Source organism: Brenneria alni (assembly GCF_003666245.1).
Taxonomy (GTDB): Bacteria; Pseudomonadota; Gammaproteobacteria; order Enterobacterales; family Enterobacteriaceae; genus Brenneria; species Brenneria alni.
The window spans coordinates 58,240-75,306 of record NZ_MJLZ01000010.1 but is presented as its reverse complement, the minus strand read 5'-3'; the positions used below and the strand labels follow the sequence as shown (position 1 = coordinate 75,306).

Below are 17,067 nucleotides of genomic sequence, written 5' to 3'. Positions count from 1 at the left end.
AACCTAATCTCACACCTAAAGGCGGGAGAAATCATTGAAAAGTGCGAGTCCCATTAACAACATCAGCAACACAGTACCAATGCGATAACTAAAGTCCTGCACACGCTCGGAGACCGGCCTGCCCTTCAGTTTTTCAACTGCAAGGAAGAGCAGGTGTCCACCATCCAACACCGGTAGCGGGAACAGATTAATGACTCCCAGATTGACGCTGATTAAGGCCAAAAACATCAGATAATAAATCAATCCATAATCTGCTGACATTCCTGCCCCCTGAGCAATCGAAATCGGACCGCTCAAGTTATTCAGCTTCACATCACCCGTAACCAGTTTTCCTAACATACTGACAGTCAACTTCGTCAGTTGCCAGGTTTTATCTGTTGCCTGATAAATGGCGCTAAACGGCCCATACTGACGTACCGTTCTGAATTCTTCAGGAAGCGGAGTCACACTTGGCGATACGCCAGCAAACCCCTCCGTCCTGTTATTACCCACTGACTTACTATCAGGCGTCAATGTTAAAGGCAATGTCATACCGCCGCGCTCGACATCCAACGCAATATTTTGCCCGGGATTGTCGCGAACAGCGGTAACAAAAGAGCGCCAGTGCGTCAAAACCTGCCCACCGACTTTAACGACCCTGTCCCCGACTTGTAAACCGGCTTTTTCTGCTGCTGACCCTGGTTGTACCTGAGTGAGCACAGCCTCAACCTGCGGCCCTCTGGGAACCATCCCCAGTGAGGTCGCAGGATCCTGTTTATCTGGCTCAAACTGCCAGTTGCGCAAATCCAGCGTTTTCTGCACAACCTGACTGGAGCCTGAAGCCACCATACCAATCACGACTTCACTGTCACCAATTTTGCCAATTAATGCCAATCGCGCCGTATCCCAGTCAGGCGTTTCGATACCATCAACCGACTTTAGTTCAATCCCGGCAGATATTTCAGCCTGAGAAGCAATAGAATTGGGCAATATCTCACCAACAACGGGACGAACACCAGGCACCCCGATAATAAACACCAGCCAATACGCCACAATGGCAAAAATGAAATTGGCGATAGGCCCCGCGCTGACTATCGCCGCACGTTGCAAAACCGTTTTATGGTTGAAAGATTGATGACGAAATTCCGGCGCCACCGTATCGACACGCTCATCAAGCATTTTGACATAACCGCCAAGCGGAATCAGAGCGATAACATATTCAGTACCTAGCCGGTCACGGCGACGCCATAATGCACGACCGAAACCAACGGAAAAACGCTCTACTTTAACACCGCAACGACGAGCTACCCAGAAGTGGCCAAACTCATGCACAGTGATCAGTACACCCAGTGCGATGATAAATGCAGCCAGGCTCCAGAGGAAATTCATCATAAATAGTCTCTAACGTCTCATCCTAAACGGCTTTAAACATTAACAGCATCAGGCAGGAAAACACCGGTACGGCAGCTGTCAGGCTATCAATACGGTCCAGCACGCCACCATGTCCCGGAATCAAATGGCTACTGTCTTTAATGCCCGCCTCGCGCTTGAACATACTTTCGGTTAAATCCCCCAGCACAGAGGCCAAAGCAGCAGCAATGGAACAGACCAGCAAGGTTGACGGCGCAATGACCAGGGGCGCATAACGGCTGAACAGCAAGGAAATCACCGCTGAGGTTATCAACCCGCCGAGAAGGCCTTCCCAGGTTTTTCCCGGAGAAACTTTTGGCGCCAGTTTACGCTTACCAAACAATTTGCCAAACATATAGGCGCCACTGTCCGCGCCCCATACCAGTATCATGACATATAACAGCCACCAGGCACCGATAAAGGGATTCACATCATAGTCATACTGACGAAGAGCGACCATTCCCCAGAAAAAAGGCACGATGGTCACTACCCCGAAGAGCAGCCGCAGAACACGTGAATGACGCCATAAAGCTGCGGAAGCCGGATAGAAAAGAACCAGAAACAGGGCGATAATCCACCAAACAAGAGAGACCCAAAGCGCTGCGCTAATTTGCGGGACATGTATCGAATAGTGGTATGCCGGAAGCGTCAACAACATGAGCGCCAGCAAAAAACCACACAGAATCGCCAACCAGAGCCGTTGACCATAGGAAGCAAACCCGGCCAGTTGCCCCCATTCCCATGCGGCAAGCATACAAACAGCCAGAGTCACCAGCGTAAAGCCCACGGGGGGCAATAAAAACAGTGCTGCAATAACAATCGGAATTAAAATTAAAGCAGTAATCAGGCGATACTTCAGCAAAGGTTCCCCCTAGGATGCATCCGCATCGGTAGGTGTTGTTCCCCCGAAGCGACGTTCGCGTTGTGCAAATGCATTCAGCGCACCTTCAAAGACTTGTTCATCAAAATCAGGCCAAAGGACATCGGTAAAGTAAAGCTCGGCATAAGCGATTTGCCACAGTAGGAAGTTACTTATCCGATGCTCGCCACCGGTGCGGATCACCAAATCAACCGGAGCCTGTTCATTCAGGCAAACATATTGGCACAATGAATCCTCATCGATACTATCAGGACGTAATGTTCCTTCCTGTACCTGCTCTGCAAGCCGCCGTACTCCCTGAATGATATCCCAACGGCCACCATAATTCGCAGCAATATTCAGCGTCAGCCCCTGATTATTTTTTGTCAGTTCTTCCGAACGACGGATACGCTCTTGTAAGCGCAGGCTAAAACGGCTGATATCACCGATGATGCGCAGGCGAACATTGTGTTTGTGCAGGCTTTTAACTTCACTGTCCAGCGCCCGGACAAACAGTTCCATCAAAGCCATGACTTCCTGCGCGGGACGGTTCCAGTTTTCACTGCTGAACGCATAAAGCGTTAATGCATTGAGTTTATGGCTGACAGCAAAGCTTACCGCCCGGCGTACAGATTTAACCCCAGCCTGATGGCCAAAAACCCGCAGCTTTCCCCGGTTTTTAGCCCAGCGACCATTTCCATCCATAATGATGGCGACATGCAGCGGCCCAGCGAATGACAGATTATTAGCACTTTTTTGATTATCGGACGGCATAACGCGTACTTATTTCCTCAAGCAAGAAATACAACAGTCCTTCCATAACATCAGACTCTGTCAGCGCAAAAAAGCCGTGAACGATCACGGCTTGACTTCACCACCGGCGCAAGAAACGTCGCTTAATCAGCTGTTGAGCGGCGCAGACTATACCATCTCAACCACACACGAACAAATTGTGCCATGTAAATACATTATTTATCTATAGCTTATAATGCATCAGTGTCTGTGTCGCAGCCTGCCTGGCCCAAAGATCGATAAAGAGAACTTCATCTACGCTTACTGGCTCAGGCAATGTAAGTTGCTCAACCACGCGCTGATTAATAGCAGCGATGTCTGTGAAACGAACTCGTGATTGTAAAAATGCAGCGACCGCAATTTCATTAGCAGCATTTAAAGCCGTGGTCGCCGCCTGACCGTGATTACAGGCATCAATGGCCAGTTGCAAGCAGGGATATCGTGCATAGTCTGGCGCTGAAAACGTCAAAGCGCCCAACTGGCAGAAATCCAATGCTTTTACTCCCGATACCACCCGGTTAGGGTAAGCCATTGCGTGAGCAATTGGCGTACGCATATCCGGTGATCCCAACTGAGCCAACACGCTGCCATCAACATAGCGCACCATAGAATGAATCACAGACTGAGGATGGATAATCACTTCCATCTGCTCAACTGATGCATTAAATAGCCAGCGTGCCTCAATATATTCCAGCCCTTTATTCATCATGGTGGCGGAATCCACTGAAATCTTACGGCCCATCGACCAGTTAGGGTGCGCACACGCCTGATCGGGCGTCATACCGGTCAACGCGCCAATGGGCGTTTCGCGAAACGGCCCGCCTGATCCGGTGAGAATAATACGCTCAACACCATACTGCTCTAAAGAAGAGTAGCCTAACTGTCGCTGAATTTGCTCAGGTAAACTCTGAAAAATTGCATTATGCTCACTATCGATAGGTAACAACTGGGCGTTGCTCTGTGCGACTGCCTCCATAAACAAGCCTCCGCAGGTTACCAGCGACTCTTTATTCGCCAGCAAAACCTGCTTACCTGCACGGATAGCCGCCAGTGTCGGCAGCAAACCCGCCGCACCCACGATTGCCGCCATAACCTGATCAACATCATCCAGTGCGGCCAGCTCACATGCCGCCTGCTCACCGGATAACACTTCCGTCTGGCATCCGTATTGCGATAGCAGCTGACGTAATAATTTGGCTGAAGCGTCATCCGCCATTGATGCGTAGGCCGGTCGAAAAGTTAAGCACTGCTCCAGCATTCGCTCGACATTCCGTCCTGCCGATAATGCCTTTACTGCAAATTTATCTGGATTTGCCTTAATCACCGCCAACGAACTGACGCCGATAGAACCAGTAGAGCCAAGAATTGTCAGTTGCTTCATTAAATTGCTCTGAATAACTGGATTTGATTATAGGAAGGTACACTAGCCTGAGACGATTGCCATGAAGTCTCTATACTATTCATCAAAAACTATTCATCAAAAAATAAGGCGCCATCAGCAAAGCGGATACCTTCTGCACCCTCACTTTCCCGCGACGCCATCTTAACAGGGTTGATTAAAAATCCATCAGTTCCGCTTCTTTCTCTGCCAGTGCGGCATCCACTTTTTTGATGTAGATATCTGTCAGTTTCTGTACATCATCCTGAGCACGGCGCTCTTCATCTTCGCTGATGGCTTTATCTTTCAATTGCGCTTTCAGCTTATCGTTCGCGTCACGGCGCACGTTGCGTACGGATACACGTCCCTGCTCTGCTTCGCCACGCACCACCTTAATCAGATCTTTACGGCGTTCTTCCGTTAGCGCAGGCAAAGGAACACGAATAACCGTACCCGCAGACGAAGGATTCAAACCGAGATCGGAAGACATGATGGCTTTTTCAACCGCCGGGCCGAGTGAACGATCAAATACCGTAATCGCCAGCGTGCGGGAATCTTCCACTACAACGTTAGCTAACTGGCGTAACGGCGTTGCGCTGCCATAGTAGTCGACCTGGATACCGTCAAGAATGCTGGGCGATGCGCGGCCAGTACGAATTTTGCTGATCTGGTTTTTGAAAACCTCTACGCACTTTTCCATGCGTGTTTCAGCATCTTTTCTGATTTCATTAATCACGTTGTGAACCCTTGAAAACTGGTTGCCTGACGGGTCATGTCATCAATGGCATGACCCGGTGAATAATTAATACCAGCATTAGCTGGCGGTACATGGCAATATCGATTGTCGCCAAAACAGGATATTACCCTATTTTTTGGGCTATCCGTTATTACTGATCAACGTCCCTTCTTTCTCGCCCATGACCACGCGACGCAGGGCGCCAGGTTTGTTCATGTTGAAAACACGGATAGGTAAGTTGTGGTCACGCGCCAGGGTAAAAGCGGCTAAATCCATCACTTTTAACTCGCGCTCCAACACTTCCTGATAGTTCAGTGTTTCATACAATACCGCAGCGGGATCCTGTACCGGGTCAGCAGAATAAACACCATCCACTTTTGTCGCTTTAAGAACAACATCGGCTTCGATTTCTATACCACGCAAGCAAGCCGCCGAGTCGGTCGTAAAGAAAGGATTACCCGTACCCGCAGAGAAAATCACCACGCGGTTATTGCGTAATAAGCTGATAGCTTCCGCCCAACTGTAATTATCACACACGCCGTTCAGCGGAATAGCCGACATCAGGCGTGCGTTTACATAGGCACGATGCAACGCATCACGCATCGCCAAACCATTCATTACGGTCGCCAGCATCCCCATGTGGTCGCCCACAACACGGTTCATGCCGGCTTTAGCCAGACCTGCGCCACGAAACAGGTTGCCACCGCCGATAACCACACCGACCTGGATACCCAACTCAACCAGTTCTTTCACTTCCTGAGCCATGCGATCCAGAATGCTCGCATCGATACCAAAACCTTCAGTTCCCTGCAAAGCCTCGCCACTCAGCTTAAGCAGGATTCGTTGATATACGGGTTTTGCATTGGTTGCCATGGTGTTCTTGTCCTACAGGCTGTCATCGTATTGGGAGTTGTTAGCATCACACTTACCGACGTTCACCAGAATGTGAACCCCGAATAAATGCGCTGTAATTATTTTGGCTGGATAAAAAGGAACCGCCAACTGGCGGCCCCTTTTTTATTATTAAGATTGCTTACTCATTGCCGCAACTTCAGCAGCAAAGTCAACTTCAGCTTTCTCAATACCTTCACCCACTTCAAAGCGGATGAAGCTGGTCACGTCAGCTTTATGCTCTTTCAGCAGATCGCCAACGGTTTTGCTCGGATCCATAACGAAATGCTGACCGGTCAGGGAGATTTCACCAGTGAATTTACGCATACGGCCTTCAACCATTTTTTCTGCGATATCACGCGGCTTGCCAGATTGTATGGCGATATCCAGTTGAATCTGGTGCTCACGAGCCACGACATCAGCCGGGACATCTTCAGACTTAACGTATTCCGGTTTGCTGGCGGCGATATGCATAGCAATATGCTTAATCAGCTCTTCATCGGCTCCGGTTGCGGCAACCATAACGCCGATACGTGCGCCATGCAGGTATGAGCCCAATACGTCACCTTCCTGCACCGCAATGCGACGGATATTGATGTTCTCACCAATTTTCGCCACCAGTGTGGCGCGCTGTTCTTCAAATTTCGCTTTCAGCGCCTCAACATCGGCGATGCGCTCGTTCAGTGCTGCGGCAATAACTTCTTCACCGAAAGCCTTAAAACCGGCATCTTTAGCAACGAAGTCAGTTTCACAGTTCAGCTCAACAATGACGCCGTATTTTCCGTCTGCGGAAATTTTGGTCAGGATGATACCTTCAGCAGCAACGCGGCCTGCTTTTTTGGCAGCTTTCGCCTGGCCGGATTTACGCATGTTGTCGATAGCCAGCTCGATATCGCCATTCGCTTCAACCAGCGCTTTCTTACACTCCATCATGCCTGCGCCAGTACGCTCACGCAGTTCTTTTACCAGGGCAGCGGTAATTTCAGCCATTATCTATTCCTCGGTTATCTCGCGGCGAGATAAGTAAAAAGGGGGCCTAACAGGCCCCCTAACCAACATATGTCAATACCTGGTTAATAAGGGCTCAACAGAGCCAGTCTTATTATTCAGCTTCCACTAAGCCTTCTTCCGCTTGTTCAGCCAGATCCTGAGAACGGCCTTCACGAACGGCGGTCGCAACAGCGCTCAGGTACAGGGTAACTGCACGGATGGCGTCATCGTTACCAGGGATGATGAAGTCAACACCATCTGGATCGGAGTTGGTATCAACGATAGAAAATACCGGGATACCCAGGTTGTTGGCTTCTTTGATGGCGATATGTTCGTGATCGGCATCAACAACGAACAACGCATCCGGCAAACCACCCATGTCCTTGATACCGCCCAGGCTGTTTTCCAGCTTGTCCAGTTCGCGGGTACGCATCAGCGCTTCTTTCTTGGTCAGTTTGTCGAAAGTGCCGTCCTGAGACTGGGTTTCCAAATCTTTCAGACGTTTAATGGACTGACGAACGGTTTTCCAGTTAGTCAGCATACCGCCCAGCCAGCGATGGTTCACGAAGAACTGATCGCAACTGTTGGCAGCGTCTTTTACCGCTTCGCTTGCTGCGCGTTTAGTACCAACGAACAGAATTTTGCCCTTGCGAGAAGCAATTTTGCTCAACTCAGCCAGCGCATCGTTGAACATTGGTACGGTTTTCTCAAGGTTGATGATGTGAACTTTGTTACGCGCACCGAAGATGAATGGCTTCATTTTCGGGTTCCAGTAACGAGTCTGGTGACCAAAGTGTGCGCCAGCCTTGAGCATATCGCGCATGGAAACAGTTGCCATGATTACCTCTATTAATTAAGTATGGGGTTAAGCCTCCACGTGTCCCATTACGCCGACCCCGCAGGTCAGAAACCTTTAGAGCACCCCGGCGAATGTGCCGACACGTGTGTGTTATATACACAAAGTGAGTTTAGTTGATCCAGCCAGACAGTACTCAACAATATCCAGCCGGATCATCGGCGCGCTTTATATCATAATTCCCGACCGGACACCAATTTTTGTTATCCACGCCGCCATCGTTTCATAATGATAATTTGGCAAGCCAATAGCAGGGCTGATAACATTAGTTATTACTTACCGACCTTAAATTTCGTCGCTCAATTCGACACCTGCGGACAATATTCAATGGCAATATCAATAAAAACCCCTGAAGACATCGAAAAAATGCGCGTAGCCGGGCGTCTGGCTGCTGAAGTATTGGAAATCATCGAACCTCATGTTGTGCCGGGCGTCAGTACCGCCGAGCTGGACAGCATCTGCCACGATCATATCACGAATAAACAACAGGCTGTTTCAGCCTGCCTCGGCTATCACGGCTTTCCGAAATCAGTTTGTATTTCCGTCAACGAAGTCGTTTGTCACGGTATTCCCAGCGAAGACAAAATTCTGAAAGACGGCGATATCGTCAACATTGACGTTACGGTTATTAAAGATGGGTTCCACGGCGACACCTCTAAAATGTTTATCGCCGGCAAACCCACTATCCTTGGCGAACGCCTGTGCCGAATCACCCAGGAAAGCCTCTATCTGGCGCTGAAAATGGTGAAACCCGGCATCCGACTGCGCTCGCTGGGCAAGGAAATCCAGAAATTCGTGGAGGCACAGAACTTCTCGGTAGTTCGTGAATACTGTGGTCACGGTATCGGTGAAGGTTTCCATGAAGAACCCCAGGTACTGCACTATGATGCGGACGATGGCGGCGTCGTTTTGCAGGCGGGCATGGCTTTCACCATTGAACCAATGGTCAACGCCGGTGATTTCCGCATCCGAACCATGAAAGACGGCTGGACGGTAAAAACCAAAGATCGCAGCTTGTCGGCACAGTACGAGCATACTATTGTGGTAACCGATAACGGTTGCGAAATAATGACGTTGCGAAAGGATGACACCCTTCCCAATATCATCACGCATCAATCGTAATGCTAAACCGGCAGTTGACGATTTTTTATGGTGGGCTGTCCTGCCCACCCCCCTTATGGGCCGCCGCTCGCGGCGTTTAAAATCGTTCCCGACAATTTTTTATGGGCTGCGCATATGACCAACAAAAACCTTTCGCATGGTATTCCTGCGCAATCCCCAGCGGTTGTACCGCCCCCTGATTCGCCACTCATCTATTGTGACGACATGCTGAATCGTCAGGCGCTAAAACAACAGTTGGAACACTTTCAGCTCTGGCTGGGAACCGAGTTTAAATCAGGCGTCAGCGCAGAAGCGCTTATTGACGCCAGAACACAGTTCATCGATCACTTGCTGCAACGGCTGTGGATTTTTTATGGTTTTGATAACATTGCGCAAACAGCGCTGGTTGCCGTTGGCGGTTATGGGCGCGGAGAGCTCCACCCACTGTCAGACATTGATGTTCTGGTGCTTAGTCAGGAAAAACTCAGCGAACAACACTCACAGCGCGTGGGCGCATTTATTACCCTGCTGTGGGATCTTAAACTTGAAGTCGGCCACAGCGTCAGAACGCTGGAAGAGTGTTTGCAGGAAGGGTGTGCTGACATTTCAGTCGCCACTAACCTGATTGAATCCCGCATGATATGCGGTGATGTCGCCCTGTTCCTCAATCTGCAAAAGCAGGTTTTCAGCGAAGAATTCTGGCCTTCTTCGGTGTTTTTCCCGGCAAAAATCGTCGAACAGCAGGAACGCCATCGGCGTTACCACAGCACCAGCTATAACCTTGAACCTGATATCAAAAGCAGCCCCGGCGGTTTACGTGACATTCACACCCTACTGTGGGTTGCCCGGCGCCACTTTGGCGCCACCTCGCTCGATGAGATGGTCGGTTTTGGCTTCCTGACGGAAGTCGAACGAAAAGAACTGAATGAATGTCAGAGTTTTCTGTGGCGTATCCGGTTTGCATTGCATCTGATGCTGTCCCGTTACGACAATCGCCTATTATTCGACCGCCAACTTAACGTTGCACAGCTTCTGCAATATCAGGGCGAAGGTAATGCACCGGTAGAACGCATGATGAAAGACTTCTACCGTGTGACACATCGCGTCAGCGAACTGAACCAAATGCTGTTGCAGCTGTTTGATGAAGCGATTCTGGCACTGGATACGAGTGATAAACCGCGACCATTGGATGACGAATTCCAATTACGCGGTGATCTGATCGATCTGCGCGATGAAACCTTGTTCATCCGTAAGCCGGAAGCGATCATGCGCATGTTTTATCTAATGGCGCGTAACCGTAACATCGCGGGAATTTATTCCACCACGCTACGCCAACTGCGCCATGCAATGCGACACTTGGCCAGCCCGTTATGTACCATTCCTGAAGCGCGACAGCTGTTTATGAACATACTGCGCCATCCACATGCGGTAAGCCGCGCCTTGCTTCCTATGCACCGGCATAGCGTGTTATCAGCCTATATACCTTTGTGGGGCAACATCGTCGGGCAAATGCAGTTTGATTTGTTTCATGCTTACACCGTTGATGAGCACACTATCCGAGTACTACTTAAGCTGGAAAGTTTTGCTGATGAGGAAACCCATTCGCATCATCCGTTGTGCGTGGAACTGTATCCACGCCTTCCGCAGCCTGAATTGTTGCTGCTCGCCGCCCTGTTTCACGATATTGCCAAAGGCCGCGGAGGCGATCACTCTGAACTCGGCGCAAAAGATGCGCTGGAGTTCGCCACACTGCATGGATTGAATTCACGTGAAGTACATCTTGTTTCCTGGCTGGTGCGCCGCCATCTGCTGATGTCCGTTACCGCACAACGCCGTGATATTCAAGACCCGACCGTCATTCAGCAATTTGCGACGGAAATGCAGAGCGAAACCCGTTTACGCTATCTGGTCAGCCTGACCGTCGCGGATATCTGCGCCACTAACGAAACATTATGGAACAGTTGGAAGCAGAGCCTGTTGCGTGAACTGTATTTTGCGACAGAAAAACAGCTACGCCGGGGGATGCAGAACACCCCGGATCTGCGAGAACGCGTACGCCATCATCGTTTACAGGCGCTGGCTCTGCTGCGCATGGATAATATTGATGAAGAAGCGTTGCATAATATCTGGAACCGCTGTCGTGCTGACTATTTCCTGCGGCATTCACCTAACCAACTAGCCTGGCACGCACGTAACCTATTAAAGCACGGCACCAACAAACCTCTGGTATTAATCAGCCATCAGGCCAGCCGGGGGGGAACGGAAATTTTTATCTGGTGCCCGGACAGGCCTTACCTGTTTGCTGCCGTGGCAGGTGAGTTGGATCGCCGTAACCTCAGTGTTCATGATGCGCAAATCTTCACCAGCCGTGACGGTATGGCAATGGATACCTTCATTGTGTTGGAGCCTGACGGTAGCCCACTGGCGCAGGATCGTCACGAAATGACGCGCTATGCTCTTGAGCAGGCGCTGACGCAGCGTGATTATCAGCATCCGTGCGCCCGTCGGTCTTCACCGAAATTACGTCATTTCAGCGTGCCGACCGAAGTCAATTTTCTGCCGACCCATACGGACAGACGCAGCTATATGGAACTTAGCGCCCTCGACCAACCTGGGCTGCTGGCCCGTATTGGCGAAATTTTCGCCGACCTTAACCTGTCGCTGCATGGCGCCCGCATTTCGACTATCGGAGAGCGGGTAGAAGATTTATTTATTCTGGCCGACAGCGACAGGCGGGCATTAAAACCGGAATTACGCCTTAAATTGCAAGAACGGTTGACAGAAGCCCTTAACCCAAACGATAAAGTACCATTGAGTTAATTTTCACAATCAGGAAAGAGAAAAACAGGATGCATCAACAATTACAGAACATTATCGAAAATGCTTTCGAACGCCGCGCCGAGATTACTCCGGCAAGCGCAGACAGCGTCACGCGTGAAGCTGTCAATCAGGTTATCAGTCTGCTGGATAGCGGCGCACTGCGCGTTGCTGAAAAAATCGACGGCCAGTGGGTTACCCACCAGTGGCTGAAAAAAGCCGTACTGCTCTCTTTCCGTATTAACGATAACCAACTGATAGAAGGCGCGGAAACGCGCTATTACGACAAAGTGCCAATGAAATTCGCCGACTACGATGCGGAACGTTTCCAACGCGAAGGTTTTCGCGTCGCGCCGCCGGCCAGCGTACGTCAGGGTGCATTTATCGCCCGCAATACCGTTCTCATGCCCTCTTATGTCAACATCGGCGCCTATGTCGACGAAGGCACCATGGTGGATACCTGGGTAACGGTAGGTTCCTGTGCGCAGATTGGTAAAAACGTCCACCTGTCCGGCGGCGTTGGCATTGGCGGCGTTTTGGAGCCATTACAGGCCAACCCGACCATCATCGAAGACAACTGCTTTATCGGCGCACGCTCCGAAGTGGTTGAAGGGGTAGTCGTTGAAGAAGGCTCGGTCATCTCGATGGGTGTATTCATCGGCCAGAGCACCAAAATTTACGATCGGGAAACCGGTGAAGTCCACTATGGCCGCGTACCGGCCGGCTCCGTGGTTGTCTCTGGCAACCTGCCGTCCAAAGATGGCAGCTACAGTCTGTATTGCGCTGTTATTGTTAAGAAAGTGGATGCAAAAACCCGCGGTAAAGTGGGTATCAATGAGTTATTGCGCACCATCGACTAAGCTGAACCCGGCGGGTTTATCCACTCCGCCATTTTCTTATGGTGGGCCATCCTGCCCACCACTCTGCGGGCCGACCCAAAAATCGTGGGCTATCACAGATAAACCCGGCCGCTTCCCTCTATAATTATTGAATATTTTAAATATCAAAAAGGTGGCGCTATGTATGACAATCTGAAAAGCCTGGGTATTACCCATCCAGATGATATTGATCGCTACAGCCTGCGTCAGGAGGCCAGCAATGACATCCTGAAAATTTACTTTCGCAAAGACAAGGGAGAGTTTTTCGCCAAAAGTGTGAAATTCAAATATCCACGCCAGCGTAAAACCATCATGGCGGACAATTCAGGCCAGGGTTATAAAGAGATCAATGAAATCAGCCCTAATCTACGTTATGTCATTGATGAACTTGATCAAATTTGTCAGCACGAGCAGGTGGAAGTCGATCTGAAACGTAAGATCCTCGATGATCTGCGCCATCTGGACAGTGTAGTATCGAACAAAATCGCTGAAATCGAAGCTGATTTAGAAAAGCTGACTAAAAATCGCTGATAGCATCTGAATCACATGCAGCACGAACCGGGAGCTTTTCGCTCCCGTTTCGTATTCAGATTACTGCGCTTCTACCGACTCCGCCCACTGTTCTACCCACGGGCAGGAAATCACTTCCGGTTCCGGGTTTTCAATGGCATCAATTTGCAATACGTCGCCAAGGCGTTTTGCGCCAATTTCCTGCAACAAGCCATCAAACTGATGACCGCCGCCACAGAAATGCTCGTAGCTGCTGTCGCCCAGTGCAATTAAGCCATAGCGCAGTTCCGGCTGATAGCCGCCCTGCTCACGTAAAGCCGCATACAAAGGAGCAATTGAGTCAGGAAGTTGCCCCTGGCCCGTCGTTGATGTCACCACCAGCACATAATGATCACGGTAACTCAGCCATGATTCCAGCGATGCATCCTCAAAAACTTTTACCTCATGTCCGCGTTCACTGAGGATATTTTCCGCTTCTTCGGCTACCAGTACTGCATTTCCGTAAACCGAACCAACAAAAATACCAATCTGCGCCATGATTCCCGACTCCCTTTTTTATTTAAAACCTGATGAAATGCTAGCTATCCTGACCGGACGCTGCGGGCAACTCAACCCTTTCAAAATCAGGGAGAATACCCTGCCAGCCAAACTGCGCCATTACCCCCTGCCACGGTGCATCCCAACGCGCTTGCAGTGTTAATGCATCACCACTCACCGGATGCGCCAAACGCAACCTGCTGGCATGTAACATCAGCCTGTCGCAGGAAAAATGTGCGTCCATACCTCGGTTCTGCCGCAGATCGCCATGTGCGCTGTCGCCAATAATCGGATGGCTAATGTGCGACATATGGCGGCGCAACTGGTGTTTACGCCCCGTTTGCGGCGTCAGTTCAAGCAGGCTATAACGTGATGTCAGGTAGCGACCAATGGCCACAGGCATTTCCGCTCGTGCCAGCGATTGGTAATGACTCACCGCAGGCTGTGGCGCCTTATCCGGGTCGGCGAATTTATCCGCTATTTTGTCCAGTTCTTCCGTCAGGGCGTAATCAATCACGCCCTCATCCATAACATAGCCACGAACCACGGCATGGTAGGTTTTTTGCATCTGATGGCGTTCTAATTGCTGAGATAATAAACGAGCCACATCACTGGACAACGCGAATAAAAGTACGCCGGACGTAGGCCGATCCAAACGGTGAACCGTATAGACATGCCGGCCAATTTGATCGCGCACCGTCTGCATAACCACAACTTTCTCTTTACGATCCAGCCAACTGCGGTGTACCAACCAGCCAGCTGGCTTATTGACGGCTACCAGATGATCATCCTGATAAATGATTTCAAGCATCGTTGTTTTCATCAGAAGAATATGGGTCATTACCAAACAAAGCGTCAAGCTGCCCAATGCGCATCAGAATCGGTTCGATATCAGACTGCGCACCTTCCAGCGCTTCTGCAAAATAGGGCAATAAAGCAAGTTCAGTGGGTAACGGCGCGCCACTATCAAGCAGTGCATACATACGTGGCAGCAGAACCCACTGCAACCATTGTTCGGCTCGCATAGTATCAATACAGAAAGGTTCGACGCTGGCAAAAGCAGAGGACTCCGGTGGAGAGACCTGCCAGAAAGGGCTGTCTTTTAATACCCGCTCGATGTCAAACAAAGACTGACGAACCCGATTCTCTAAACTCATACAATTTCTCATGACTGTAGCCCGCGGCAGTAGGCGGCAAAGCATAGCATTGATATCAGTTTCGCCCAAAATCCACATTTTGGTGAACAATGGAGTAAAAAAAGAATAAAAAAATGGGGGTACTGATTGCTCAGTACCCCCGATTCGTTTTATAGCCATCCCGCTACACCTTTGCGTCCCTGCTCATCCTTGAAAACTTTTCCTTGGTGGTCTTCCTAACCGACAATCCATGCTGGCGTCCCACTTTCTTCCTGACTTATCCATCCTGTATCATCCATGACTCAATTCCTTCAGGCTCCAGCCCCACCGACATTCCACGTTCGGCTCTCAATCTCCTTCCTGGAGGTGTCCTCGTTTCTTCCTGAAAAATCACTGATCCTGATAATTAAATCCAGTGCAACCGGTTACTAGCTTAAGTAATAAGATGTATTAATTGTTCGGATACGGCAAGAGGTAAATGACTACGTTTATCAGCCATCTTTATGGAAAGAGAAAATGATCATACTTAATTATCTAATTAATAATACAAAAATAAAAAAGAAACCTAATTTTCACATGAAAGATGAGAGATGTCTTACAGCAAATGTAAGATATCTCGCACAAGGTGGAAAGTGAAACACTGTTAATCATTAGGCCGCTAGCGGACTGAGCTGAGAAAGAAAATCAACCAGCGTCGGAGCCAGCACCTGATGTTTTTTCGTGCCAAATTCCTCCAAAATCACTTCACCGGAAATGTTGGCGAGCGAAATCATCGTCATTTCGGAGTCGGTTGTCGCCAGAAATAAGGTCGGTGGCAATTTTAGGCGCTTTTGTGTCAGCAGGTGGCCGATCAGGTTCTCCTGCATACGGGAAAAATCCGCCTCGCTCCAGACTTGCAGCAACACACACGAAACCGATCCGAATTGTGCCGCCATATCGCCCGCGAACTGAGCAGTATAAAACGCCTGTACATCCGGGTGCAGGCTGATATCCAGCGCCCGCTCGACACCATCCAGCGCGGCAGCGGGGAAAAATGGCTGTGGCAACCAGTACACTTCACCTCCCTGACTTTCAGTAACACAAGGAGAGGGTACGCCGTATAAAGCCTCACTGGCGGGTGGATGCCCCGTTTCACGCTGCCATAGTTCGACATAACGCCGGGTAAAAGCCGCCAATACCTGAGTGACCTCATAATCCATAATTTTTCTCATCATTCTGTTTGTCGGGTTACACTACACACCATAATATTTTCTAACATCAAGGCAACAGCATGTCCGCTTACGACAAGCATCAGGCCCTGAGCGGGCTGACGCTGGGAAAACCGACACCTTATCATGATCGCTATGATGCAGCTTTATTACAACCGGTTCCCCGCAGTTTGAACCGTGAACCACTTGGTATCTTCCCACAGGCTCTGCCATTTCATGGCGCAGATATCTGGACGTTATATGAGCTTTCCTGGCTGAATAAAAACGGCGTACCCCAGGTCGCTGTGGGTGAAATGCATTTGGATGCCGCCAGTCTGAACCTGATTGAATCCAAAAGTTTTAAACTTTACTTAAACAGTTTCAACCAAACCGTATTTGATGGTTGGGACAGTGTACGTGCCACGTTGATCAACGATCTCGCCCACTGCGCGCAAGGTCGGGTCAGTATGACGCTGTTTAAACTCAGTGAACTGGAGGGGCAGCCGATTGCCGGATTGAGTGGCGAATGTATCGACGATGAGGATATTCACATCGATAACTACCAGTTCAATGCGGACTATCTGGCGTCAACCGGGGGTGATGCAACCCAGGTGGAGGAAACGCTGGTCAGCCACCTGCTAAAATCCAATTGTCTGATTACTCATCAACCAGACTGGGGATCTGTCCAGATCCGTTACCGTGGGAAACGTATTAACCGGGAATCTCTGCTGCGTTATATCGTGTCATTCCGCCACCATAACGAGTTTCACGAACAGTGCGTTGAACGGATTTTTAACGATCTGATGCATTACTGCCAGCCGGAACAACTTAGCGTTTACGCTCGCTATACTCGCCGTGGCGGACTGGATATCAATCCGTGGCGCAGCAATATCCCGTTTATCGCGCCGGTTGGACGATTGCCGCGTCAATAAATGCGTAGTATTACGCAACTTCTGTTGCTGGCTGCCGTCATGATTGGAAAAAATGATGGCAGCGCGTTAAGGTGGGAT

At 49.9% G+C, this 17,067-nt stretch carries 17 protein-coding genes; 5 read left to right on the top strand and 12 right to left on the bottom strand.

Annotation, left to right across the window (positions count from 1 at the left end):
- Positions 1-15: 15 nt before the first annotated feature.
- From rseP to rpsB, 8 genes are all read right to left on the bottom strand, one after another.
- The gene (gene rseP / locus BIY29_RS06715) at positions 16-1,371 is read right to left on the bottom strand and encodes a sigma E protease regulator RseP (protein WP_121574379.1); all 1,356 of its coding nucleotides are present in this window, start codon (positions 1,369-1,371) and stop codon (positions 16-18) included.
- A 22-nt stretch (positions 1,372-1,393) separates the two neighbouring features.
- Positions 1,394-2,251, bottom strand: a complete 858-nt coding sequence (cdsA, locus tag BIY29_RS06710; RefSeq protein WP_121574378.1) for a phosphatidate cytidylyltransferase — start codon at positions 2,249-2,251, stop codon at positions 1,394-1,396.
- Between the two features lie 9 nt (positions 2,252-2,260).
- Positions 2,261-3,022, bottom strand: a complete 762-nt coding sequence (gene ispU / locus BIY29_RS06705) for a (2E,6E)-farnesyl-diphosphate-specific ditrans,polycis-undecaprenyl-diphosphate synthase (protein WP_121574377.1) — start codon at positions 3,020-3,022, stop codon at positions 2,261-2,263.
- 202 nt (positions 3,023-3,224) lie between these two features.
- Positions 3,225-4,421 (bottom strand): 1-deoxy-D-xylulose-5-phosphate reductoisomerase, encoded by a 1,197-nt coding sequence (ispC, locus tag BIY29_RS06700; protein WP_121574376.1) that lies wholly within the window; start codon positions 4,419-4,421, stop codon positions 3,225-3,227.
- 175 nt (positions 4,422-4,596) lie between these two features.
- Complete coding sequence (gene frr, locus BIY29_RS06695; protein WP_121574375.1) at positions 4,597-5,154, bottom strand: ribosome recycling factor; 558 nt, start codon at positions 5,152-5,154, stop codon at positions 4,597-4,599.
- A gap of 141 nt (positions 5,155-5,295) precedes the next feature.
- Positions 5,296-6,027: a UMP kinase gene (gene pyrH / locus BIY29_RS06690; protein WP_121574374.1), complete on the bottom strand. Its 732-nt coding sequence runs from the start codon at positions 6,025-6,027 to the stop codon at positions 5,296-5,298.
- A 150-nt stretch (positions 6,028-6,177) separates the two neighbouring features.
- Positions 6,178-7,035 carry a translation elongation factor Ts gene (gene tsf, locus BIY29_RS06685; protein WP_121574373.1) on the bottom strand — a complete coding sequence of 286 codons (858 nt, stop codon included), beginning with the start codon at positions 7,033-7,035 and terminating at the stop codon, positions 6,178-6,180.
- A gap of 112 nt (positions 7,036-7,147) precedes the next feature.
- Positions 7,148-7,873 carry a 30S ribosomal protein S2 gene (gene rpsB, locus BIY29_RS06680; RefSeq protein ID WP_121574372.1) on the bottom strand — a complete coding sequence of 242 codons (726 nt, stop codon included), beginning with the start codon at positions 7,871-7,873 and terminating at the stop codon, positions 7,148-7,150.
- A gap of 345 nt (positions 7,874-8,218) precedes the next feature.
- Between rpsB and map the strand changes: the two genes are divergently transcribed.
- The 4 genes from map to BIY29_RS06660 all read left to right on the top strand — a co-directional run bounded on the left by map (position 8,219) and on the right by BIY29_RS06660 (position 13,218).
- On the top strand, positions 8,219-9,013 hold the full coding sequence (gene map, locus BIY29_RS06675) for a type I methionyl aminopeptidase (protein WP_121574371.1): 795 nt from the start codon (positions 8,219-8,221) through the stop codon (positions 9,011-9,013).
- A gap of 114 nt (positions 9,014-9,127) precedes the next feature.
- Entirely contained in the window at positions 9,128-11,812 is a 2,685-nt protein-coding gene (gene glnD, locus BIY29_RS06670) for a bifunctional uridylyltransferase/uridylyl-removing protein GlnD (protein WP_121574400.1), read from the top strand.
- Between the two features lie 29 nt (positions 11,813-11,841).
- Complete coding sequence (gene dapD, locus BIY29_RS06665; protein ID WP_121574370.1) at positions 11,842-12,669, top strand: 2,3,4,5-tetrahydropyridine-2,6-dicarboxylate N-succinyltransferase; 828 nt, start codon at positions 11,842-11,844, stop codon at positions 12,667-12,669.
- 159 nt (positions 12,670-12,828) lie between these two features.
- A complete protein-coding gene (locus BIY29_RS06660; RefSeq protein WP_121574369.1) occupies positions 12,829-13,218 on the top strand; it encodes a DUF3461 family protein in 390 nt (129 codons plus the stop codon).
- Between the two features lie 60 nt (positions 13,219-13,278).
- Here BIY29_RS06660 and BIY29_RS06655 read toward each other — a convergent pair whose 3' ends face one another.
- From BIY29_RS06655 to syd, 4 genes are all read right to left on the bottom strand, one after another.
- Positions 13,279-13,734, bottom strand: a complete 456-nt coding sequence (locus BIY29_RS06655; RefSeq protein WP_121574368.1) for a flavodoxin — start codon at positions 13,732-13,734, stop codon at positions 13,279-13,281.
- A 40-nt stretch (positions 13,735-13,774) separates the two neighbouring features.
- A complete protein-coding gene (truC, locus tag BIY29_RS06650; RefSeq protein ID WP_121574367.1) occupies positions 13,775-14,545 on the bottom strand; it encodes a tRNA pseudouridine(65) synthase TruC in 771 nt (256 codons plus the stop codon).
- Positions 14,538-14,891, bottom strand: a complete 354-nt coding sequence (locus tag BIY29_RS06645; protein ID WP_121574366.1) for a YqcC family protein — start codon at positions 14,889-14,891, stop codon at positions 14,538-14,540. The genes truC and BIY29_RS06645 overlap by 8 nt, the downstream gene beginning before the upstream one ends.
- Positions 14,892-15,520: 629 nt before the next feature.
- A complete protein-coding gene (gene syd, locus BIY29_RS06640; protein WP_121574365.1) occupies positions 15,521-16,069 on the bottom strand; it encodes a SecY-interacting protein in 549 nt (182 codons plus the stop codon).
- 71 nt (positions 16,070-16,140) lie between these two features.
- Here syd and queF point away from each other — a divergent pair, with 71 nt between their 5' ends.
- Positions 16,141-16,989 carry an NADPH-dependent 7-cyano-7-deazaguanine reductase QueF gene (queF, locus tag BIY29_RS06635; RefSeq protein ID WP_121574364.1) on the top strand — a complete coding sequence of 283 codons (849 nt, stop codon included), beginning with the start codon at positions 16,141-16,143 and terminating at the stop codon, positions 16,987-16,989.
- Positions 16,990-17,067 lie beyond the last annotated feature (78 nt).

Excerpts from the sequence above, each read along its gene's own strand:
- rseP (WP_121574379.1), bottom strand. The coding sequence starts at position 1,371 with ATGATGAATTTCCTCTGGAGCCTGGCTGCATTTATCATCGCACTGGGT.
- ispU (WP_121574377.1), bottom strand. The coding sequence starts at position 3,022 with ATGCCGTCCGATAATCAAAAAAGTGCTAATAATCTGTCATTCGCTGGG.
- ispC (WP_121574376.1), bottom strand. The coding sequence starts at position 4,421 with ATGAAGCAACTGACAATTCTTGGCTCTACTGGTTCTATCGGCGTCAGT.
- pyrH (WP_121574374.1), bottom strand. The coding sequence starts at position 6,027 with ATGGCAACCAATGCAAAACCCGTATATCAACGAATCCTGCTTAAGCTG.
- tsf (WP_121574373.1), bottom strand. The coding sequence starts at position 7,035 with ATGGCTGAAATTACCGCTGCCCTGGTAAAAGAACTGCGTGAGCGTACT.
- rpsB (WP_121574372.1), bottom strand. The coding sequence starts at position 7,873 with ATGGCAACTGTTTCCATGCGCGATATGCTCAAGGCTGGCGCACACTTT.
- map (WP_121574371.1), top strand. The coding sequence starts at position 8,219 with ATGGCAATATCAATAAAAACCCCTGAAGACATCGAAAAAATGCGCGTA.
- glnD (WP_121574400.1), top strand. The coding sequence starts at position 9,128 with ATGACCAACAAAAACCTTTCGCATGGTATTCCTGCGCAATCCCCAGCG.
- dapD (WP_121574370.1), top strand. The coding sequence starts at position 11,842 with ATGCATCAACAATTACAGAACATTATCGAAAATGCTTTCGAACGCCGC.
- BIY29_RS06660 (WP_121574369.1), top strand. The coding sequence starts at position 12,829 with ATGTATGACAATCTGAAAAGCCTGGGTATTACCCATCCAGATGATATT.
- BIY29_RS06655 (WP_121574368.1), bottom strand. The coding sequence starts at position 13,734 with ATGGCGCAGATTGGTATTTTTGTTGGTTCGGTTTACGGAAATGCAGTA.
- truC (WP_121574367.1), bottom strand. The coding sequence starts at position 14,545 with ATGCTTGAAATCATTTATCAGGATGATCATCTGGTAGCCGTCAATAAG.
- BIY29_RS06645 (WP_121574366.1), bottom strand. The coding sequence starts at position 14,891 with ATGAGTTTAGAGAATCGGGTTCGTCAGTCTTTGTTTGACATCGAGCGG.
- syd (WP_121574365.1), bottom strand. The coding sequence starts at position 16,069 with ATGGATTATGAGGTCACTCAGGTATTGGCGGCTTTTACCCGGCGTTAT.
- queF (WP_121574364.1), top strand. The coding sequence starts at position 16,141 with ATGTCCGCTTACGACAAGCATCAGGCCCTGAGCGGGCTGACGCTGGGA.